18 protein-coding genes are annotated in these 20,747 nt (G+C 72.5%); 6 read left to right on the top strand and 12 right to left on the bottom strand.

Features of this window, described 5'->3' with window-relative positions:
• The first annotated feature begins 71 nt into the window (after positions 1-71).
• Positions 72-2,339, top strand: coding sequence for a molybdopterin cofactor-binding domain-containing protein (locus HHX31_RS02215; RefSeq protein WP_169944526.1), 2,268 nt, complete (start codon positions 72-74; stop codon positions 2,337-2,339).
• Here the strand turns inward: HHX31_RS02215 and HHX31_RS02210 are convergent.
• Complete coding sequence (locus HHX31_RS02210; RefSeq protein WP_169944524.1) at positions 2,324-3,019, bottom strand: hypothetical protein; 696 nt, start codon at positions 3,017-3,019, stop codon at positions 2,324-2,326. The two genes, HHX31_RS02215 and HHX31_RS02210, sit on opposite strands and share 16 nt — an antisense overlap.
• A 110-nt stretch (positions 3,020-3,129) precedes the next feature.
• Entirely contained in the window at positions 3,130-4,524 is a 1,395-nt protein-coding gene (locus HHX31_RS02205; RefSeq protein WP_169944522.1) for a SecDF P1 head subdomain-containing protein, read from the bottom strand.
• Positions 4,525-4,701: 177 nt separating this feature from the next.
• Here HHX31_RS02205 and ald point away from each other — a divergent pair, with 177 nt between their 5' ends.
• Positions 4,702-5,820: an alanine dehydrogenase gene (ald, locus tag HHX31_RS02200; RefSeq protein ID WP_169944520.1), complete on the top strand. Its 1,119-nt coding sequence runs from the start codon at positions 4,702-4,704 to the stop codon at positions 5,818-5,820.
• 39 nt (positions 5,821-5,859) lie between these two features.
• On the opposite strand, the gene HHX31_RS02195 is transcribed toward ald, so the two are convergent.
• Entirely contained in the window at positions 5,860-6,528 is a 669-nt protein-coding gene (locus tag HHX31_RS02195) for a DUF3105 domain-containing protein (RefSeq protein WP_169944518.1), read from the bottom strand.
• Between the two features lie 105 nt (positions 6,529-6,633).
• Between HHX31_RS02195 and HHX31_RS02190 the strand changes: the two genes are divergently transcribed.
• A complete protein-coding gene (locus HHX31_RS02190) occupies positions 6,634-7,302 on the top strand; it encodes a DUF305 domain-containing protein (protein WP_169944515.1) in 669 nt (222 codons plus the stop codon).
• Between the two features lie 81 nt (positions 7,303-7,383).
• On the opposite strand, the gene HHX31_RS02185 is transcribed toward HHX31_RS02190, so the two are convergent.
• The 3 genes from HHX31_RS02185 to HHX31_RS02175 all read right to left on the bottom strand — a co-directional run bounded on the left by HHX31_RS02185 (position 7,384) and on the right by HHX31_RS02175 (position 11,315).
• Positions 7,384-8,457: a low specificity L-threonine aldolase gene (locus HHX31_RS02185; RefSeq protein WP_169944513.1), complete on the bottom strand. Its 1,074-nt coding sequence runs from the start codon at positions 8,455-8,457 to the stop codon at positions 7,384-7,386.
• 79 nt (positions 8,458-8,536) lie between these two features.
• Entirely contained in the window at positions 8,537-9,190 is a 654-nt protein-coding gene (locus HHX31_RS02180; protein ID WP_169944512.1) for an SDR family NAD(P)-dependent oxidoreductase, read from the bottom strand.
• 34 nt (positions 9,191-9,224) lie between these two features.
• Positions 9,225-11,315 carry a DUF6421 family protein gene (locus HHX31_RS02175; protein WP_169944510.1) on the bottom strand — a complete coding sequence of 697 codons (2,091 nt, stop codon included), beginning with the start codon at positions 11,313-11,315 and terminating at the stop codon, positions 9,225-9,227.
• Positions 11,316-11,488: 173 nt separating this feature from the next.
• Between HHX31_RS02175 and HHX31_RS02170 the strand changes: the two genes are divergently transcribed.
• Positions 11,489-12,199: a hypothetical protein gene (locus HHX31_RS02170; RefSeq protein WP_169944508.1), complete on the top strand. Its 711-nt coding sequence runs from the start codon at positions 11,489-11,491 to the stop codon at positions 12,197-12,199.
• On the opposite strand, the gene HHX31_RS02165 is transcribed toward HHX31_RS02170, so the two are convergent.
• Positions 12,139-12,801 (bottom strand): response regulator transcription factor, encoded by a 663-nt coding sequence (locus tag HHX31_RS02165; protein ID WP_169944506.1) that lies wholly within the window; start codon positions 12,799-12,801, stop codon positions 12,139-12,141. The genes HHX31_RS02170 and HHX31_RS02165 overlap by 61 nt on opposite strands.
• Entirely contained in the window at positions 12,798-13,982 is a 1,185-nt protein-coding gene (locus HHX31_RS02160) for a sensor histidine kinase (RefSeq protein ID WP_169944504.1), read from the bottom strand. Before HHX31_RS02160 ends, HHX31_RS02165 begins: the two co-directional genes overlap by 4 nt.
• Positions 13,983-14,177: 195 nt before the next feature.
• On the opposite strand from HHX31_RS02160, the gene HHX31_RS02155 reads away from it, so the two are divergent.
• Both HHX31_RS02155 and HHX31_RS33470 read left to right on the top strand, forming a co-directional pair.
• Complete coding sequence (locus tag HHX31_RS02155) at positions 14,178-15,818, top strand: zinc ribbon domain-containing protein (RefSeq protein WP_169944503.1); 1,641 nt, start codon at positions 14,178-14,180, stop codon at positions 15,816-15,818.
• Between the two features lie 44 nt (positions 15,819-15,862).
• Positions 15,863-17,647, top strand: coding sequence for a serine/threonine-protein kinase (locus HHX31_RS33470; RefSeq protein ID WP_211589156.1), 1,785 nt, complete (start codon positions 15,863-15,865; stop codon positions 17,645-17,647).
• Between the two features lie 6 nt (positions 17,648-17,653).
• Here the strand turns inward: HHX31_RS33470 and HHX31_RS02145 are convergent, their stop codons facing one another.
• The 4 genes from HHX31_RS02145 to HHX31_RS02130 all read right to left on the bottom strand — a co-directional run bounded on the left by HHX31_RS02145 (position 17,654) and on the right by HHX31_RS02130 (position 20,732).
• Positions 17,654-18,085 carry a DUF3592 domain-containing protein gene (locus tag HHX31_RS02145; RefSeq protein WP_169944501.1) on the bottom strand — a complete coding sequence of 144 codons (432 nt, stop codon included), beginning with the start codon at positions 18,083-18,085 and terminating at the stop codon, positions 17,654-17,656.
• Positions 18,086-18,166: 81 nt separating this feature from the next.
• The gene (locus tag HHX31_RS02140) at positions 18,167-18,892 is read right to left on the bottom strand and encodes an adenosylcobinamide amidohydrolase (RefSeq protein ID WP_311931191.1); all 726 of its coding nucleotides are present in this window, start codon (positions 18,890-18,892) and stop codon (positions 18,167-18,169) included.
• The gene (locus HHX31_RS02135) at positions 18,889-19,710 is read right to left on the bottom strand and encodes an ABC transporter ATP-binding protein (RefSeq protein WP_169944499.1); all 822 of its coding nucleotides are present in this window, start codon (positions 19,708-19,710) and stop codon (positions 18,889-18,891) included. The genes HHX31_RS02140 and HHX31_RS02135 overlap by 4 nt, the downstream gene beginning before the upstream one ends.
• Positions 19,707-20,732: an iron ABC transporter permease gene (locus HHX31_RS02130; RefSeq protein ID WP_169944497.1), complete on the bottom strand. Its 1,026-nt coding sequence runs from the start codon at positions 20,730-20,732 to the stop codon at positions 19,707-19,709. Before HHX31_RS02130 ends, HHX31_RS02135 begins: the two co-directional genes overlap by 4 nt.
• Positions 20,733-20,747 lie beyond the last annotated feature (15 nt).

Here is a 20,747-nt window from a genome sequence, read left to right as displayed (position 1 = left end):
ACCCCTCCCGTCGCCGGGTTTCATGGCCGCGCCGATAGGCCCCGCCCGTGCCCGGTTGCTGTACTACGGCAATGGAGCGGCGTACGACGACTGAGACGGCGGCGGGGAGCGGGCGGCTTCCGGGCCTCGGCGAGAGCGCGCCCCGGCCCGACGGCACGCTGAAGGTGACCGGGGAGTTCGCCTACTCCTCCGACCTGTGGCTGGACGGCATGCTCTGGGGCGCCACGCTGCGCAGCCCGCACCCGTCCGCGTGGATCCGCTCGATCGACATCGGCCCCGCGCTCGCGATGCCCGGCGTCCTCGCCGTGCTGACCCACGAGGACGTGCCAGGCGAGAAGTTCTACGGGCTGGACGTCCGCGACCAGCCGGTGCTCGCCGTCGGCGAGGTCCGCTACCAGGGCGAGCCCGTGGCGATCGTGGCCGCCGACCATCCGGAGACCGCGCGCCGCGCCGCCGCCGCGATCGTCGTGGACTACGAGGCGCGCGAGGCGGTGACCGACCCCCGCCGCGCCGCCTTCGACCCCTCCTGCCCCCTCGTGCACCCGGGCGGCAACCTCGTACGGCACCAACCCGTCAGGGTGGGCGGCACCTTCGAGGCCGAGGTGGTCGTCACCGGCGAGTACGAGGTCGGCATGCAGGACCAGGCGTTCCTCGGGCCGGAGTCTGGCCTGGCCGTGCCGGCGGAGGACGGCGGGGTGGACCTGTTCGTCGCCACCCAGTGGCTGCACGTCGACCGGGACCAGATGGCGCCGTGCCTGGGCCTGCCCGAGGACAAGGTGCGGCTGACCCTCGCCGGCGTCGGCGGCGCTTTCGGCGCCAGGGAGGATCTGTCGATGCAGATCCACGCCGCCATGCTGGCGCTGCGGACGGGCCGCCCGGTCAAGATGGTGTACGGCCGCGAGGAGTCGTTCTTCGGCCACGTCCACCGGCATCCGGCCCGCATGCGCTACGAGCACGGCGCGACGGCCGACGGGCGGCTCGTCTACGTGAAGGCCGAGATCCTGCTCGACGGCGGCGCGTACTGCTCGTCCACCCCCGCCGTGGTCGGCAACGCCGCCTCGCTGGGCGTCGGTCCTTACGAGGTGGGCAACGTGTGGATCGACGCGTACGGCGTCTACACGAACAACCCGCCCTGCGGCGCGATGCGCGGGTTCGGGGCGGTCCAGGCCTGCTACGCCTACGAGTCCCAGATGGACCGCCTGGCGGCGGCCTGCGGGCTGTCGCCGGTCGAGATCCGCGTGCGCAACGCGGTGTCGCAGGGGTCGCGCCTGGCCACCGGGCAGGTCGTCGACAGCCCGGCGCCGCTGGCGGACATGCTCGCGGAACTGGCCGCGATGCCGCTGCCCCCTGATCCGCATGGCGAGCCCGACCTGCGCCTGCTACCGGGCGGCGTCGCGCAGACGACGCACGGCGAGGGGGTGCGGCGCGGCGTCGGCTACGGCGTCGGCATCAAGAACATCTGCTTCTCCGAGGGCTTCGACGACTACTCGACGGCACGGGTCCGCATCGAGCTCGCCGGGACCGAGCCGCACGTGCTCGTGCACACCGCCGCCGCCGAGGTGGGCCAGGGGCTCGTCACCGTCCAGGCCCAGATCGCGCGTACGGAGCTCGGGTTCGACAGGGTCACGGTCGCCCCTGCCGACACCGCCGTCGGCTCCGCGGGGTCCTCGTCGGCGTCCCGCCAGTCGTACGTCACCGGAGGGGCGGTCAAGACGGCGTGCGAGGCGGTGCGGGCACGTCTCGACGCGCTGCGGGCGGCCCATCCGGACCTGTCCCTGGAGGAGGTGCTCGATCGCTTCGGTCCTGTCGAGGAGACGCGGGAGTTCCGGCACCGGCCGACGTTCCCGATGGACCCCGTCACGGGCCAGGGCGACTCCCACACGCAGCTCGCGTTGTGCGTGCACCGGGCGGTGGTCGACGTCGACGTCGAGCTGGGCCTGGTCAAGGTCGTCGAGCTGGCCGCCGTGCAGGACGTCGGGAAGATCCTCAACCCCCTGGCCCTGGAGGGGCAGATCCACGGCGGCTCCGCGCAGGGCCTGGGCCTGGCCCTGATGGAGGAGATCCAGGTGAGGGAGGGGCGGGTGCTCAACCCCTCCTTCACCGACTATCTGATCCCCACCATTCTCGACATGCCGCCGATGCGGCTGTCGGTGTTGGAGAACCCCGACCCCCACGCGCCGTACGGCCTGCGGGGCGCGGGCGAGCCGCCCACGCTCTCGTCGACCCCCGCCGTGGCCGCGGCGGTCAGGGCCGCGACCGGGCTGGATCTGCCCCGAGTCCCGATCAGGCCCGAGGACGTCGCGCTCGCGCCCGCGGCAGGCGCTCAGTCGGCGATGTAACCGATGGAGGTCACCTCGTAGCCGCGGCTCTTGGAACCGCGCACGTGCATGAACATGGCGCCGCCCTCGTAGGAGTAGGCGCAGCTGTAGCCCTTGGGCTCCGGCTCGCAGCCCTGGAAGTAGTGCTTCACGCCCCTCGGGTCGTACTTCGTGCGGAACAGCGTCCTGACGGCCGTGGCCGAGGCGATCTCCAGGCCCCGGTTGCGGTCGTGCGCACGCCAGGCGTCGAACAGGTGCCGGGCGGCGGCGGACGGCTTCACGAGGTGGCGCGACTGGTACACCTTCGTGACCTTCGCACCGGAGACGACCATCAGGAGGCCGTCGAGCCCGCCCGGCACGCGCACGCTGGTGTGGACGAACCGGCAGGAGTTGCCCGAGCAGCCGGCGAACTCGTCCGGGGCCCGATAGGGGTAGGAGAAGATCGCGGAGACCGCGCCGGGGGTGGCGACCCGGGAGGCCGCGTGGCGGTCGCCGCGCAGCCAGGCGCGGAGCAGCCGCTTCGCGACCGTCGACGGCGCGGGCTTGGCCCGGGTGGGGGCCTGCGTGAGGCCCTTCGCCGGGGCCTGCGGGGCCTCCGCGGCGTGCGCGAGCGCGGGGCCCGCGGAGAGCAGGGCGGCGGGGAGCAGGAACGCGGCGGTCACGGCCGTGGCGGCCGCGCCTCGCAACCATCGTGCTGACACAGGCCGTACGTTAGGGGAATCCCCTTGCACCCGGGTTGCCCTCGGCTTGCACGCGTTCTCCCCGCCGGCTCGCCGCTCGCGTCCCGGCCCGGCCGCGCTTCCCGGGGAACTCACTGGAACTGTTCGATGGTGGGCTGGGTGCCACCGGGTTGGGTCCCGCCGGGCTGCGTCCCGCCCGGCTGGGTCCCACCGGGTTGAGTGCCACCGGGCTGGGTGCCGCCGGGCTGCGTCCCGTCCGGCTGAGTGCCACCGGGTTGAGTGCCACCGGGCTGGGTGCCGCCGGGCTGCGTCCCGTCCGGCTGGGTCCCACCGGGCTGAGTGCCACCCGGCTGGGTCCCGCCCGGCTGCCCGGTGTCGGCCGGGGGCGAGGCGGCAGGATTCTGCGGCTGCCCCGGAGGGGCGGAACCGGTCAGCAGCGCCATGATCGCGTCGGCCTGCGCCTTGTCGAAGCCCGCGATGCCGAGGCTGTCCTGGGTGATCTCCTGGGCGACCCGCGGGGCGGCCACCACCTTCTCCCCCACCACGACGGCGAGTTGCTGCTTGACCGTCTCGCGGGTGAGCTCGGCGATCTGCTCCTGGCTTGAGGGGGACAGCACGAGCCGGATCGAATAGGTGCCGTCGCTCTCCGGCACCTCCTCGATCTTCTGCACCGTCGTGACCGTGACCCCCGGATCGAGCTGGTAGCAGGAGGTGCCCTTGTCGTCGGGGATCGCGTCCGTCCCCGTGCACGGCGCCGGCCCCACCCCGGTGACCGGGGCGAAGTGCACGGACGTCAGCAGGGTGCGCACGGCGGTCTGCTTGAGCGGCGGCGCGTCCGGGTTGCGGGTCATCACCACGGCGACGGCGCCGAGGACCCCGGACATGACGACCACCAGCACGAGGGCGACGACGAGGGCGATCGTGGTGCCCCTGGCCGCTCTCGGCTCCGTGGGTCCCGCGGGGGCGGGCGGCGGACCATCGCCCGGCCCTTCCGTCCCTCCCGGGGCGTCGGGGACGACGACCACGTCGGGTACGTCGGATAGGACAGGCTCCACCGGCTCGACGGCGGGGACGGGCACGGCAGGGCCGGCGGCAACGCCACCGAGCCCACCGGGCGCACCGAATCCATCCGGCCCGACCAGTCCGTCCGGCCCGTCTGGTCTGCCCGGCACGCGGGATCCGTCCGGCACGCCGAGCGGGTCGTCGAACCGGCCGTCGCCATCACGCTCGTACGGCACGCCACCACGCTCGCCCGGCACGGCACCCTGCTCGCCCGGCACAGCACTGGGATCCGCCGCCGGGTCGCCCGTCGCAGGGTCCCCGGCGCGGGGCAGGACGGACGTCTCCTCGTCGACCCCGCCTTCGCCGCCGCCGCCGCTGCCGCCGAACCAGTCGTACTCGCCGGGCACGGCGCCGCGGTCATCGGGGCCCACCGCCTTCGGTATGGGCGCCGTCTCGGCTCCCGACGTCAGGCCGCCGGGCCACGGGCCGGGCTCCTCGTTCCCCGGCACGGGCGCGTTGCGCATTCCCACCTCGATCCCTTACACCGCTCGCAGAGCCTACCGAGGTCTGCCAAGCTCGGGTAACCGGCCGACCATGGAACGGTCTACTCGCCCCCTTGCTGACAATTTGTCATGAATAACTGCCAAATGGTTGTCCGTTGCCGGATGCCATGCGGAAGGCGGAGAGCAGACAGTGAAGACATGAAGGTGGGAGTTCCCCGAGAGATCAAGACACACGAATACCGGGTCGCGCTGACACCCGCCGGGGTCAACGAGTTCGTCCGCAAGGGTCACCGGGTCTTCGTCGAGAAGGACGCGGGACAGGGCTCGGCGATCTTCGACGAGGACTTCGCCGCCGCCGGGGCCGTCATCCTCGGCACGGCGGACGAGGTGTGGGCCGAGGGCGACCTGATCATGAAGGTCAAGGAACCGGTGGCGGAGGAGTACCACCGGATGCGCAAGGGCCAGGTGCTGTTCACCTATCTCCACCTGGCGGCCTCTGAGCCGTGCACCCGGGCCATGCTGGAGTCCGGCGTGACCGGCATCGCGTACGAGACGGTGCAGAAACCCGACCGCACGCTGCCGCTGCTCGCGCCCATGTCGGAGGTCGCCGGACGGCTGGCGCCGCAGGTGGGGGCCTACCATCTCATGCGCCAGGGCGGCGGTCGCGGGGTGCTGATGAGCGGCGTCCCCGGCACCTACCCGGCCAAGGTGGCCGTGATCGGCGCCGGCGTGTCCGGCATGAACGCCGCCGCCGTCGCCATCGGCATGCGGGCCCAGGTGCTGCTGCTGGACCGCGACGTCGACCGGCTGCGCAACGCCGACCTCGTCTACGGGGGCGCCTGCCAGACCGTGGCGTCCAACGCGTACGAGATCGAGCGGGCGGTGGTGGACGCGGACATGGTGATCGGCGCGGTGCTCGTGCCGGGCGCCAAGGCGCCGACCCTGGTGAGCAACGAACTCGTCTCCCGGATGAAGCCGGGGTCGGTGCTCGTGGACATCTCCGTCGACCAGGGCGGCTGTTTCCAGGACACACGGCCGACCACGCACGCCGACCCGGTCTACCGCGTGCACGGGTCGGTGTTCTACTGCGTGGCCAACATGCCGGGGGCGGTGCCGCACACCTCCACGTACGCGCTCACCAACGTCACCCTGCCGTACGCGCTGGCGATCGCGGACCTGGGCTGGCGCGAGGCGCTGATCGCCGACGGCGCGCTCGCCCTCGGGCTGAGCACCCACCAGGGGCACCTCACGAGCCGTCCGGTGGCCGAGGCCCACGGGCTGGAATCCCTGCCCGTGGACCGCGTGCTCGTTCCCTGACGTCAGGGAGGACGGCCTCCCCGGTCAGGAGGCGGGCGCCTAGTTCTGCGCCTCCTCGTGCGGCTGCTCCGACCCGTTCGACGGCGGCGGCAGCGGCTGGTCCGAGGTCGTGCCGACACCGCCCGTGCAGGAGGCGCCGTACTCGGGGGTGGTGGTCGGGTTCTGCTTGTACTTCTTCACGAACTGCGTCAGACGGGGGTCGTCCGCGGAGTTCAGCAGGACCTGGTGGTTCCAGGAGCTGGCGGCGATCTTGGACGGCAGGCCGGGGTACGGGCTCAGCAGCATGTAGTCGGCGGACGCGATGGTCTTCAACTTGTCCACCTCGGCCTGGGGCAGGTCGGGGCTGTAGGTGATCCACACCGCGCCGTGCTCCAAGGAGTGGACGGCATGCTCGCTGTGGATGGGCTTGTCGTAGATGCCGCAGTTCTGCCAGTAGTAGTTGTGCGTGCCACCGACAGGCGGGCTCTCCTTGTACGACACCTTCGTCCACGAATGGTCAGAGCCCTTGTAGGTGAAGGACTTCACCGCGTCGAGCGACTTGGCCGAGCGGTCCTTCACCACATACACGGCGACCAGCGCGACGATGACGACGATCACGAGGCCGCCTATGCCCCACATGAGAAGCGCGGCGCGCCGCTCCTTGCGCTTCTGATCGGCGCGCATGCGGGCGAGGTGCTCACGCCTCGCCTGCGTCTTCTCCTTGGTCATCGCTCCTCCATCCACAGATCACAACACCCCCGTTGCGTATGGAGAATAGTGGCTAAAGGTATCGGTTCGGGCAGGGCGGACACTGCGGCGAGTAGCCTGTGGGCGATGAGCACTGAGATCGACGCTCCCGCCGAGACCACCGTCCCGGCCCGGCGCCCCCTTCCCGTCCTCGGTCTGGTCGCCGTCCTCCTCGCGGCGGCGGCTCTCGTGGTGTTCTTCACCAGGTCCGGGACCCCGACCGACGCCTCCCCCGAGGCCGGTTTCGCCAGGGACATGGGAGTCCATCACGCCCAGGCGGTGGAGATGTCCTTCGTCATCAGGGACAAGACCTCCGACCAGGTGTTGCGCAGCCTGGCGTACGACATCATCACGACGCAGGGCACGCAGCGTGGAATTTTCATGGGCTGGCTCCAGCAGTGGGGTCTGGACCAGAGTTCCGACCGTCCCGCGATGGCCTGGATGTCCGGGCACGGGCACGGCGGGGCGGCCTCCTCCGCCGCCGCGCCGCCCGGGACGATGCCCGGCATGGCGACGGAGGAGGAGATGAACCGGCTCCGTCAGGCCACGGGCAGGGACGCCGAGGTCCTCTTCCTCCAGCTCATGATCCGCCACCACGAGGGCGGCGTGGACATGGCCGAGGGCCTGCTCAAGCTGTCGGACCGCGACGAGGTGCGCGCGCTCGCCCAGCACATCGTGGACGGCCAGAACGCCGAGATCCGCATGATGAAGGACCTGCTGGCCCAGCGGGGAGCCCAGCCGCTCCCCGCGCCCTGACCCGCGCCCTGACCCGCACCGTTACCCGCACTGTGACCCGCGCCGGCCGGTCGCCCGTCGGCCGCGGGTCACGGCTGGGGGCTAGGGACGCAGTTCCTCGGCCAGCGCCGCGGCGAACGCGTCCACGTCGGCCTCCGTGGTGTCGAAGGCGCACATCCACCGCACCTCGACCATGCCCCCGCCGACCTGCTCGTTCCAGTTGTAGAACCGGAAGCGCTTGCGCAGCCGGTCGGCCACGTCGGCGGGCAGGACCGCGAAGACGGCGTTGGCCTCGACCGGGCGCGGCACGCTCACCCCGGGCAGGTCCCGTACGGCGTCCGCGAGCCGCCGCGCCATGGCGTTGGCCTGGCGGGCGTTGCGCAGCCACAGGTCGCCCCCGAGCAGGGCCTCGAACTGCACCGACACGAAGCGCATCTTGGAGGCGAGCTGCATGCTCGTCTTGCGCAGGTACGGCAGGCCGCGCGACGCCTCGGGGTTGAGCACGACGACGGCCTCGCCCAGCAGCAGACCGATCTTGGTGCCGCCGAACGACAGCACGTCGACCCCGGCGTCCGTGGTCAGCGCGCGCAGCGGCACGTCGAGCGCGGCGGCGGCGTTGGTGATCCGCGAGCCGTCGAGGTGGACGAACATCCCCAGCTCGTGGGCGTGGTCGCAGATCGCCTTGATCTCGGCCGGCGTGTACAGCGTGCCGAGCTCGGTCGCGTTGGAGATCGACACGACTCGGGGCTGGGCCCGGTGCACGTCGCCGAACCCCCAGGCCTGCCGGTCGATCAGGTCCGGCGTGAGCTTGCCGTCGGGGGTGGCGACCGGCAGCAGCTTCAGGCCGCCGGTGACCTCGGGGGCGCCGCCCTCGTCGGTGTTGATGTGCGCGGTCTCCGGGCAGATCACGGCCTCCCAGTGCGCGCACATCGAGCGCAGCGACAGGACGTTGGCCGCGGTGCCGTTGAACACGGGGAAGATCTCGGCCTGCTCGCCGAAGTGCCCGCGGAAGACGCCGCGGACCGCCTCGGTGTAGACGTCGTCGCCGTAGGAGACCTGGTGTCCCCCGTTGGCGAGGGCGATCGCCTCGAGGACCTCGGGGTGCGCCCCCGCGTAGTTGTCGCTGGCGAACGTCCGGATCGCCGGGTCATGCCGCCGCACGGCATCGGTTGTCACGAGATGTCTCCCCCATCGCGGTTCGGCCCGTGGGCCGGCCCTCCCGGCCGGCCCACGGGTCCGGGTCAGCAGCGTCAGATCAGGGCGTGAGGTCGATCCTGCGGCCGTTGACCGCCGCGGCCTCCTCGTCCCACAGGGCCGCGACCGTCGCCGCCAGGTCCTTCACGTCGGTGAAGGTCCGATACGGCTTGTCCGGGTTCGCGGCCCGCATCTCATCGTGCACCAACGCGTTGACCACCAGGACCACCGCGGCGGCGGAAGTGTCCTTCAACGCGTCCGCGAGCGCCAGCGTCCACGCCTCGGCGGCGGCCTTGGCGGCGGCGTACGCGGCGCCGCCCTGGGTGGGCTTGCTCGCCGCCCGGGCCGAGACGATCACGAAGCGGCCGTCGTCGCTCGCCCGCAGCAGCGGCTCGAACTCCAGCGACACGTTCTGCAGGGTCCGGATCAGCAGGTCGTGCAGCAGGTCCCAGTCGTCGAGCGAGGTGTCGGCGAAGGTCTTCGACCCGCGCCAGCCGCCGACCAGGTGGACGACCCCGTCCACCCGGCCGTGCTCGGCCCGCACCCGCTCGGCGAGGCCGCGTACGGCGTCCCTGTCGAGCAGGTCGACGGCCAGGCAGCCCGCCGCGCCGGACTTGTCCACGCCGATGACCGTGTCCCCCAGCTCGGTGAACCTCCCGACGACGGCGCGGCCTGCCGGGCCGCCCGCCCCCGTGACCACGATCACCCTGCTCATCGCACGCCCCTCCCGATCACCACGCGGTCCGCGCTCACGCCCGGATGCCCCGGGTCGACTCCACCACCTCGGTGAGCTTACGGCGCAGCGCCTCGTAGAACATGCTCAGGGGGAACTCGTCGGGCAGCACGGCGTCGACCATGGCCTTCTGCTCGGTGGGCAGCGCGTGGACGCCCTGCTTCCACACCGAGGCCGGGTCGGGCTCGACGTACGCCGCGACCAGCTCGTGCGCGGCGAGCCAGTGCGCGCGCTTGGACCGGTCGATGCCGTCGCGGTAGAGCTTCTCCACCTCGGCGCGCAGGTCGGCGACGCCGTCGGCGACCCGCGACCAGTCGATCGTGAGCCGGTTGTCGGTCCACCGCACGATGCCCTGCCTGTGCAGGTAGGCGAACAGCAGCTGGCCGCCGAGGCCGTCGTAGTTGCGCACCCGGTCACCGGTGATCGGGAAGCGGAACAGCCGGTCGAACAGGATGGCGTACTGCACGTACCGCGCGTGCGGCACGCCCGCCGCCTCCAGCTTCACGGCCTCGCCGTACGCCGTGAGGTCGCAGCGGAGCTCCTCCAGGCTGTAGAGCCAGTACGGCATGCGCTGCTTGATCATGAACGGGTCGAACGGCAGGTCGCCGTGGCTGTGCGTGCGGTCGTGGACGAGGTCCCACAGCACGAACGTGTCCTGGGCGAGGTCCTGGGAGGCCAGCAGCCGGGCGGCGTCCGGCGGGAGCTCCAGCTTCAGCGTGGCCGCGGCGGCCTCGCTGACCCGGCGGAACCTGGCCGCCTCGCGGTCGCAGAAGATGCCGCCCCAGGTGAAGCGCGGCGGGGTCTCGCGCACGACCACCGTCTCGGGGAACAGCACGGCCGAGTTGGTGTCGTAGCCGGAGGTGAAGTCGACGAACGTGATCGGCACGAACATCGGGTTGTCGTAGCCGTTCCGCTCCAGCTCCGCGAGCCACTCGGGCCACACGACCCGGATCCAGACCGCCTCGACGTTGCGGTTGAGGTTGCCGTTCTGGGTGTACATCGGGAAGACGACCAGGTGCTCAAGGCCGTCGACCCGCTGGGCGTCGGGGTGGAAGAGGTTCAGGGAGTCGAGGAAGTCGGGCTTGCCGAGCCCGGCCGCCACCCACGCGCGGAAGTCCTTCGTCACCGCGTCGAGATACTCGGCGTCGTGCGGGAAGTGCGGCGCGAGCCGGGCGACACCGTCGACGATCTCGCTGATACACGCGACGGCCTCGTCGCGGTCGCCGGTGACCGAGCCGTCCTTGGCCTGGAGCGGGCGCAGCCGCTCCACGGCGGCCTTCAGCCGGGCGAACTCCTCCGCCACCTCGGGGCGGCCCCCGTGGGCGCCGCCGGACGCGTCGGGCACGCGGGCGGCCCAGGTGACCAGGTTGCCCCACAGCTTCTCGTGGTCGTAGTCGCGGATCGAGTCGTCGCCGAACAGGTCGGAGTCGGCCAGGACGACAACGCGCCCCCGGCCGTGCGGCACGGCGGCGACGAGCGGGGCCGACGCGGGGTCGGCGGACGCGGAGGTCTCGAACAGGACGCTCGCGCCGGCCGGCACGCCGAGCGTGCCCGCGCGGTAGAAGCAGGCCCGCCGGACCTCGGCGAGCAGGTCCTGGGCCACGCCGCCCCGCTCGGTCACGGCCTGCGCGGAGGGGGCGCCGAGGATCCAGGTGGCGACGCCGTTGTGGCTGTTCCCGGGGTCCTGCACGGTCGTGTGCTCGACCTTCACCCCGAACCTGGCGAGCAGGTCGCCCAGGTTGCTGCCGTACTTCTCCTGCTCGTGCTCGGCCAGCACGACGAGCCCGCCGCCGCCGGCGACGTACGCCTCGACGGCGTCGATCTCCTCGGCGGTGAAGAGGGGGCTGCCGACCCCGGTGGTGCGCTCCCAGCGCCCGGCCGAGGGATGGGCGACCACGAAGACGTCACACCCGGCCAGCACGTCCGGCGTGACCGGCCCCTCGGTGTGCGCGCGCACGACGTGACCGAGCCGGCGCAGCGCCCCGGCCGCCTCCGCGTAGCTGTTGTCGTCGGGGTGGGCGGGATTCATGGCCTCGGCGACCTCTCGCCGGATCGTCCACGCCTCGCTGTGCGCCTCGTCGAACAGGACCGCCGGGAACGCCTTCATGAAAAATCTCCCGTAGTGTGAGCCATCTTCCGAAAAATATACACATAACGCCCGATGAAGCGATAAGTAGCTCTAGCGGATGAGGAGGCATCACCCGAGCGGCGGACGAGTCCCCCGGAGTCGCTCACCTACGGTCACGCGCCGTAGGGATACAGACCCCGAAGGGGAGATCGATGTTCAAACTGTCCGACTCCGTGGCCTTCCGGCGGAGCGTCACCGGAGTCCTGCTGTTCCTCGCGCCGCTGCTGCAGTTCGTCGCGCTCCTCGTCGACCCCGGCACCTGGGGCGACGAACGCGAGATGGTCAGCTACGGCGACAACCCTGCCCTGGCCCAGTTGCAGTCCGCGCTCTACCACTGGAGCTGGCTGCTCCTCCCCATCGCGGCATTCGGCCTGCTCCACCTGGTGCGCCGGAAGTCCGTCGTCCTCGGGCACATCGCGGGCGGCATGACGATCGTCGGCTACATCAGCCTGTCGGCGCTGCTCCTGATGGACCCGGTGGAGTGGTGGTTCGGGCAGAACTATCCGGTCGAGCAGGGCCAGAAGCTGTCCATGGAGGTGTTCGAGATCCCCGGCGTCCTGTGGGGCTTCACGCTGCCGTGGATCTACCTCGGTCTGGCCGGCCTGCCGCTGCTCCTGCTGGCCGTCTCCCGCGCCGGCTTCGTCCACTGGTGGGTGCCGGCCGTCGTCGCCGCCGGCTACCTGGGCGCGTCCGCGGTGCCCTACAGCCCGGCGACGATCCCCTTCTGGGGCGCCCCCGTCATCGCCATGGGCTACCTCGGCCTCAAGGTGCTCAAGATGAGCGACGCCGAGTGGGCGTCGTACTACCCGGGCGCCGACCCCGGCGTCACCACGCCCGACTCGTACGCGAACACGACCGCCTGAGCGCGGTCGCGCAGGTTCAGCTTCATGAGCACGCGGGCGACGTGGGTCTTGACCGTGGCCTCGCCGACGAAGAGCTCCTTGGCGATCTCGGCGTTGGTGCGGCCACGGGCGAGCATCCGCAGCACTTCGAGCTCGCGCGGCGTGAGCTCCGCGAGCTGCGGCGGCCGCACCGGCTCGTGCCGGCCCGCGAAGGACGCGATCACCCGCGTGGTGACGGCGGGGTCGAGCAGGCCGTCACCCGCCGCGACCACCCTGATCGCCTCCACGAGCTGCTCGGGCGGCGACACCTTCAGCAGGAAGCCGCTGGTGCCCGCGCGCAGCGCGGCGTACAGGTTCTCGTCGGTGTCGAACGTCGTCAGCATGACGATCTTCGGCGGGTGCGGCGCGTCGAGCAGCTGCCTGGCCGCGGCGAGGCCGTCCATGCGCGGCATCGAGATGTCCATCAGCACGACGTCGGGCCGGACCCTGCGGGCCACGGCGACCGCCTCCACGCCGTCGGCGGCCTCACCGACGATCTCCATGCCCTGCTCGCTCTCGACCACCATGCGCAGACCGGCACGGATCATCGCCTGGTCGTCCGCGAGGACGATGCGGATCGTCAACTCGTCGCCTCGCTCATCGGCGCTCCCTGGGAGATCGGCAGCGTCGCGCGGACGCGGAAGCCACCCTCCGGCAGCGGTCCCGCGTCGAGGGAGCCGCCGAACAGCTCGGCCCGCTCGCGCATGCCGATGAGCCCGTTGCCGGTGGACAGCGCGTACGCCGCGCCACCGCCGTTGTCGGAGACCTCCAGCTCCAGACGGTCGGGGCGGTAGACGAGCCGGATCCGCACGTCGGCCTCCCCCGCGTACTTCACCGCGTTGGTCAGGGCCTCCTGCACGATCCGGTAGGCCGACAGGTCGAGGCCGGGCGCGAGGTGAACGGGCTCGCCCTCCGTCTCCAGCGTGACGCGCAGCCCCGAGGACCTGACCGTGGAGATGAGGTTGGGCACCATGTCGAGCCCCGGCTGGGGCAGCGCCTCGTCCTGCGGCATCCGCAGGGCGCCGAGCATGATCCGCAGCTCGTCGACCGCGTCCCTGCCCGCCTGCTCGATGCCGGACAGAATCGCGGCGTCCGGGGAGTCCCCGCCGTCCTGGGACGCGCCCATCCGGCGGCGCAGCGCGCCCGCCTGCATGACCATCATGCTCACGCTGTGTGCCACCACGTCGTGCAGTTCCCTGGCGATGCGGTTGCGTTCCGCGGCGACGGCCTCGGCGGCCCGGCGTTCCCGTTCCATCTCCAGCCGCGCCGCCCGTTCGCTCATCCGGTGCGCGCGCAGCAGGTAGCCGCGCAGGGCCAGTCCCGTGGCGTACGCCGAGCCGAACATGACCGTGAGGAAGATGACCTCTTCGAACGGCAGGAACCGGTGGTCGACCGCCCCCGAGTCGAAGACGAGGATGCCCGCGAGCGCCCAGGTGCCGCCGTTTCTCACGGGCAGGTGGGCGCCGATCGTGTGGAAGACGATGAGCAGCGCGGCGAGCTGCCAGACCGGGCACTGCTCGTGGCCCTGGCGGTGCCAGGCGTACTGCGCGAGGATCATCAGGATGAACACCACCACCGGCGCCCTGCGGCGGTACCACACCAGGACTCCGGTGACCAGCGCCTGCCCCACCCACCACAGCTGCGGGTTCTGGGCCGCGCCGTACCGCGTGGCGACCGTGAACGCCTCGAGGGCGCCCAGCCCCATGATGGCCAGCCCGATCAGGAGGTCGACGCGGGGCACCGAGCGGAGGGGGGATACGTGCATGACGCGCAGAGTAACCCGTATCCGGCACAGAGCGCAGCAGGTAACAGACGCCCCGCAACTGGCCTGCAAGTCAGCGTCAAGCGGCTACGCGATCATCACCCTGTATCAAGTGGGTGTCGGTCACGGTACTCATCTTGTCGAGCACTGACCGCACTGAGACGCTTGAAGCGATCCGAACAGGCCTAGGAGACGCAGATGCCCCGCCTGCACTCCCTCATCGCGGGGCTCGGCGTGTTCGCCGCGCTCGCGCCATCCATGCTCCACCCGCACCCGAGCGGTTCCACCGACCGCGTCACTCCCGGCGGCGTACGCGTGGAGTCGTCCTCGCACGTCCGCATCACGCTGCTGGACGACCGCGGCGTGATCAAGCAGATGGCCAGGGACTACGACGTCGACCTGGCGAAGGGCAGCGGCTTCACGGTGACGCCCGACGGCGTGGTCGTCACCGCGACCCAGATCGTGCAGGCCGCCGAGGACCCCAGGGTGTACGCCGCCAACCGGATCTTCGCCGAGTACTTCAAGGTGAAGATCCCCGCCGACTTCAAGCGGCACTCGCTCGACGACCCCGACCTCGACCGGCGGCTCAAGGCGTGCTATCCCCCGAGGCAGACGGACTCGACCTGCCTCGCGGACGTCACGACGAACGTCACCGTGCACCCCTACCTCGACCCGCCGCCGCCCGGGGGGCTGCCCGCGCAGATCCTGACCACCGGGGCGTCCCCCGCCTCCCCGGCCGTCCTGAAGGTGACCAAGGGCGGCGAGAAGCAGACGCTGCCCACGGTCCCGCTGGGCACCGTGATCGGCGGCGCCGTCGAGTCGGTCGACGTCATGACGCTGACCGGCAGGCCCTCCGCGAAGCAGGGGCCCAAGCTCGACACCGCGCACCTCGACCCCCCGGGCAGCCGGACGTTCAAGGAACGCGACAAGGTGCGCAAACTGCTCGACGACGGCGCGTCCGGCGCGGCCATCGTCGACGACGCCAAGAGCGAGGTGATCGGGTTCATCTCCGGCGGCGGTGCCGAGCCCATGACCATCACCCCCGCCGACGAGATCCGCAGCGCGCTGGTCGCCGCCGGCGTCACCCCGCGCCGCGGCCCCGTCGACGTCGTGTACGAGAACGCGCTCGCGTCCTACCACAACAAGCTCTACACCGGCGCGATCCCCGCGCTGCAGCAGGTGCTCAACCTGCGGCCCGACCACGTGGTCGCGGCCGGCCACCTGCGGGACTCCCGGGCCAAGGCCGGCACGGCCGCCGACGCGGGCGGACGGCCCGCGGCCAGCCCCGCGCCCGCGGAGCGGCAGGAGTCCCCGGTGCCGCCGTACGTGTGGGTGGCGGGCGGCGTCGTGCTCCTCGCCCTGCTGGCCGGGGGCGTCGTGCTGCTGCGCCGCAGGAACGCGGCGGGACCGCAGGACGGCGACGGCCAGGCCGGTGACGTCTACCTCGGCGGCGTCCACCCCGACCCGGGGGCGGGCGAGGCGCCGGCCGCGCACTCCGGGGAGACCTCCTGGCCGCCGTACGCCGTCACGCGGGTCTTCGGCGCCGATGCCGCCCGGTCCCCGGAGGTCATGGCGCCCGCTCCGGCGACTCCCGTGCCCGCCGGGGCGGCGTCCGCCGACCCGTCCCCGCCCGGCGGGCAGTCGTACCCCGCGGACCTGTCGCCGCCGCACGGGCACGCGTATCCGGGCGATCCCGCACCGCCGCGCGGGCCTTCTTACCCGCCGAACCCGTCGCCGCCGCAGGGACAGGCGCAGCTGAAGTTCTGCACGCAGTGCGGCATGCGCCTGGGGCAGGGACACCGGTTCTGCGGCTTTTGCGGGAACCCGACGGATTCGTGATCATTGGCTCGTAGCCACAGGACGTTCAAGGGGGATGATGCCGCATGACAGAGGGGCCGGTGATGCCGCCGCTCGTCGGGCGGCGGCTCGGCGACTACACCATCGAGGCGGTCGTCGGACGGGGTGGCATGGCGACGGTCTACCGGGCGCGCGACCAGCGGCTCGGGCGGGCCGTGGCGCTGAAGGTGCTCGCACCGCAACTCGCGCACGACGACCGGTTCCGTGACCGGTTCGTGCGTGAGTCCCGGATGGTGGCGAGCATCGACCACCCCAACATCATCCCGGTGTACGAGGCGAGCGAGCGCGACGAACTGCTGTTCATCGCCATGCGCTACGTCGAGGGCAGCGACATGCGCAAGCTGGTGCAGTCGGAGGGCCCGCTGCCGGTCGGGCGGGCCAACCTGCTGTTCACGCAGATCGCCTCCGCCCTCGACGCCGCGCACGCCCACGGCCTGGTGCACCGCGACGTGAAGCCGGCCAACATCCTCATCACCCGGTCCGACCACGTCTACCTGACCGACTTCGGGCTGACCAAGAGCTCCGCAGCCGAGGCGGGGCTGACGAGCCACGGCCACTTCATGGGCACCCCGCGCTACGTCGCCCCCGAGCAGATCCGGGGCCTGCCGGTCGACGGCCGCAGCGACCTGTACGCCTTCGCCTGCGTGGTGTACGAGGCGCTCGCCGGGCAGCCGCCGTTCCAGCGGGACACCGAGCTCGCGCTGCTCTACGCGCACGTCTCCCACGAGCCGCCGCCGCTCACGCCGTACCGGCCGGACCTGCCGCACGCGGCGAACGCCGTGCTCAGCCGGGCGCTGGCCAAGTCGCCCGCCGAGCGGTTCCCGACCTGCCAGGCGTTCGTGTTCGCGCTGCGCGACGCGATCAGCGGCGACGCGGCGGGAGCCGCCTCCCCGTCCTATCCCCCGGCCGTCCCCACCCATCCCCCGGGCGCTCCGGCCTCCGGACCCACGGTGCCCCCGGCGCCCGCCGGATCCCACCCGTCCTCGTTCTCGCCCGGCAGCAGGCCGCCCGTCTCCCACCCTCAGGGCTCGGTGCCGCCGTACCCGTCGTCCCACCCGCCCGTGAGCCACCCGTCGGCCGCCGGGCCCGCCGGCCGGGCACACGCCCAGGGGCACGGGTCGTACCCCCCGGGATCCGCGCACGCGCGGACCACCGTCGCGACGGCGGCCAGGCAGGACCGCCGGCGGGGGCTGCCGCTCGGGCCGCTGATCGGCGGCCTGGCGGTCCTGGTGTCCATCGCCGTCGCCGCCGTGCTGCTGCTCACCCGTGGCGGCGACTCCGCCGCGACGTGGAAGACCTATCCGGGCAGCACCGCGGCGCCGTTCACCATGGCCTACCCCGCGACCTGGGGCGAGGCCAGGACCAACGCCGACCAATGGATGATCGCCTCACCGGCCGCGGACGAGTTCAACGCGTTGTTCGCCGTGCCGGGCAACACCGACTGGTCGAAGGTGAACCCCATCATCACGACCCAGCCGGACCGGGCCACAGGGGTGTTCGCCCAGGTCAGCAACACCCTGAGCACCTCGGACTCGCCGTTGGAGCTGCAGGAGAGCCTGGGGCCCGCGCTTCCCGGCGTGGCCACCTACTACGGCGTTGCCTCTCCCACCACGGTCGGGGCCAAGCCCGCCTTCCGGATCGAGGGCGTGCTCAGCGACCCGCAGCAGACCGGGCGCCTCGACTTCTCCGCCTACGTCGTCCGTCAGGGGGACGCCGGCACGACCGTCCTGATCACGTTCTTCTGCCCGGCCGGCCGGTGCGACCGCGCGCTCATCGACCACATGGTGAACACGATCACGTTCACGTCGTAGCGGCGTTCACAGCACCTGCGTGACGGCGACCCCGGCTCCGATGGCGAGGACGACGATGCCGACCATGAGCCAGATCAGGCCGCGCACCGTTCCCCGTCCCACCGCGTCGTCGATGCGGACCCGGGTGGGCCTGGCCGGGTCGTACAGCAGGGGCACCAGCGCGCCGCGCAGTGCGGGCGGCGGGTAGCTGCCGAAAGGGGTCTCGGCCTCGACCTCCCGGCCGTGCGCGGTGGTGAAGCGGACGATCGGGTAGTGAAGGACAATGCCGCTGGTGCGCGTGCGCCTGCCCTGCCGCAGGCGTACGACCTGGCCCTGGGTGCGCTGCCCCCGTCTCTGGAAGTTCCGGGCACTGATCATGCCCCCTACCCCTGTCAGGGTGAGGACCACGCCGATGGGGACCAGCGCGAGGAGGGGGTGCTCCAACAGGTGTCCCAACACGGGAGGAGTGTAGGCCCGCCCGGATCGAGGCGCCCGAGGGTTGCGAGGAATGGGACTTTTCGGCCTGGAGGACTCGTCGGCTCAGAGGCCGGAGCGCTGTGAGCCGACCCCGGTGGCCCGCCAGGCTCGCCAGTCCCGCGCGCCGTCGAGGACGGCCCGGTGGACGGCACGGGCGATCCGCGCGCCCCAGACGGAGCGCGGGCCGCCGAACGCCTCCACCGGGCCGTCCTCCCGTACGGCGACGCAGACGGCGTCCGACGCGGTGCCCGTGCAGGGGAAACCCGCCTCCAGCAGCGCCTGCGTCTTCGCTTCCGTCACCGTCATGACGGCGTTGACCAGCGCCGGGTCGGAGAGCGCGACCGGCACGGCCACCAGGATGTTGATCGTCCCTGGGCGCGGTGCGACCGCCTCCCCTGCAGGTTCCCGCGCGGGTTCCGGCACGGCCGGCGCCCCGGGGTCGGGCACGCCCTCGGGCCTGGCCGCCCAGGTCGGCACGCCGAGGCCCACCGTGGCGACGGCCTCCGCTCCCCCGTCCGCCGCGACGGTGTAGCGCTCAACCAGCGCCGCCGTCATCATGCCGACCCCCGGGCCGCCGGGGCCGAGCGCCTCCATGTGCTCCACCGGGTCCATGCGCGAGTAGCCGGCCGCCACCTGCGCGTTCAGCACCCACTCACGACGGCCGACGCCGCCGCCCAGCATCCCGGAGGAGATCATCCGCCACCCGGGCCCGAACCGCCACAGCAGCGTGCCGAGCCGCAGGCCGTCCTCCTCGCGGTAGGTCAGGGTCGGCCGCGGCAGGCCCGTCACGTCTCCTCCGCGGGAGTCATCCGGGAGGCCAGTGGCCGGACCAGGTGGACGATCGGGCGCCCGTCGGGGCCCGGCTCCACCCGCACGCTGGCGCCGAAGTGCTCGGCCAGCAGCGGCTCGGCCAGCACCCGCTCCGGCGGCCCCGCCGCGACCGCGCGCCCGGCGGCGAGCAGCACGAGCGCGTCGGCGTACTGCCCGGCGAGGCTGAGGTCGTGCAGCGTCGTCACGACGGTGAGCCCGTCGGCCAGGCGCAGCCGGTCGACGAGTTCGAGCACCTGCTGCTGGTGGCCCAGGTCGAGCGCCGTCGTCGGCTCGTCGAGCAGGAGCACGGGAGCCTGCTGCACCAGCGCCCTGGCGAGCACGACCCGCTGCCGCTCGCCGCCCGACAGGTGCCCGAGCGGCCGGGACGCCAGGCCGTCCAGGTCGAGCCGTTCCAGCACCGACCGCGTCACCTGCCGGTCCCGCGCGCTCTCGCTGCCGAGATAGGAGATGTACGGCGTGCGGCCGAGCAGCGCGTAGTCGTACACCTTCATGTCCGGGGGCAGCGCGGGGTTCTGCGGGGCGTAGGCGATCAGCCGGGCCCGTTTGCGCGGGCGCAGGTCGTCCACGGCGGTCCCGCCGACGAGCACCTCGCCCTCCCTCGGGACCAGCCCGCCGACGGCCCGCAGGAGCGTGGACTTGCCCGCGCCGTTCGGCCCGATGACGGCCAGCCACCCGCCACGGGCGGCCGACAACGTGACATCCGTGAGCACCCGCCGGCCCCCGAGGGTGACGCCCACGCCGCGCGCCTCGATCGCCGGGTGCCCGTCGCCGTTCACGTCTCCACCCGCCGGGTCACGCGCAGGACGGTGACGAAGAAGGGCGCGCCGACGAACGCCGTGACCACCCCGATGGGCAGTTCGGCCGGCGCGAGCACCGTACGCGCGATCGTGTCGGCCAGCACCAGGAACGCCGCGCCGCCGAGGAACGACACCGGCAGCACGATCCGGTACGACCAGCCGGCGAGCCGCCTGACCACGTGCGGCACGACGATCCCGACGAACGCGATCAGGCCGCTGACCGCCACCGCCGCGGCGGTCGCGAGCGAGGCGGCCAGCAGCACGGCGAAGCGCACCCGCGCCGCGCGCAGGCCCAGGCTCACCGCCTCCTCGTCGCCGACCGACAGCACGTCGAGCAGCCGCCCGTGCAGCAGCATGACGACGGTCGACACCACGGCGTACGGCGCGATCATGCCGAGCTGGTCCCAGCCGCCGCCGACGTCGCCGAGGATCCAGGAGTAGATCCGCTGCAGCTCCTCCACCTTCAACTGCTGCACGAAGGTCTGGATGGCGGTGAGAAACGAGGCCACCGCCACGCCTGCGAGCACGAGCGTCGAGGTGCCGCCGCCCCGGCCCGCCGTGTGGCCCAGCGCGTACGCGAGGAACACCCCGCCGACGGCCCCGGCGAAGGCGGCGACCGGCACCAGGGTCACCCCGGCTTCGCCGCCCATGAAGACCACGACGAGCGTGACCGTGAGGCCGGCGCCGGCCGCCGCGCCGAGCAGGTAGGGATCGGCAAGCGGGTTGCGGAACACGCCCTGGTAGCCCGCGCCCGCCGTGGCGAGCAGCCCGCCCACGACGGCGGCGAGCAGCACCCGCGGCACCCGGAGCTGGAACAGCAGTCCCTCCTCGACCGGCGCGAGCCCCGAGTGCACAGACACCATCGGCAGCCGGTCGAGCAACGCGAGCGCGATGGCGCGGGGCGAGATGCCCGCCGCGCCCGCCATCAGGCCGACGGCGAGGCAGGCCGCCAGCACGGCGGACGCGACGAGCAGCGCCCGTCCGCGCCTGGCCGCCGTCACGGCGTCACCACACCT

It is taken from the genome of Microbispora sp. H11081 (assembly GCF_012999535.1).
Classification (GTDB): Bacteria; Actinomycetota; Actinomycetes; order Streptosporangiales; family Streptosporangiaceae; genus Microbispora.
This window is presented reverse-complemented; position numbering and strand designations above follow the sequence as displayed.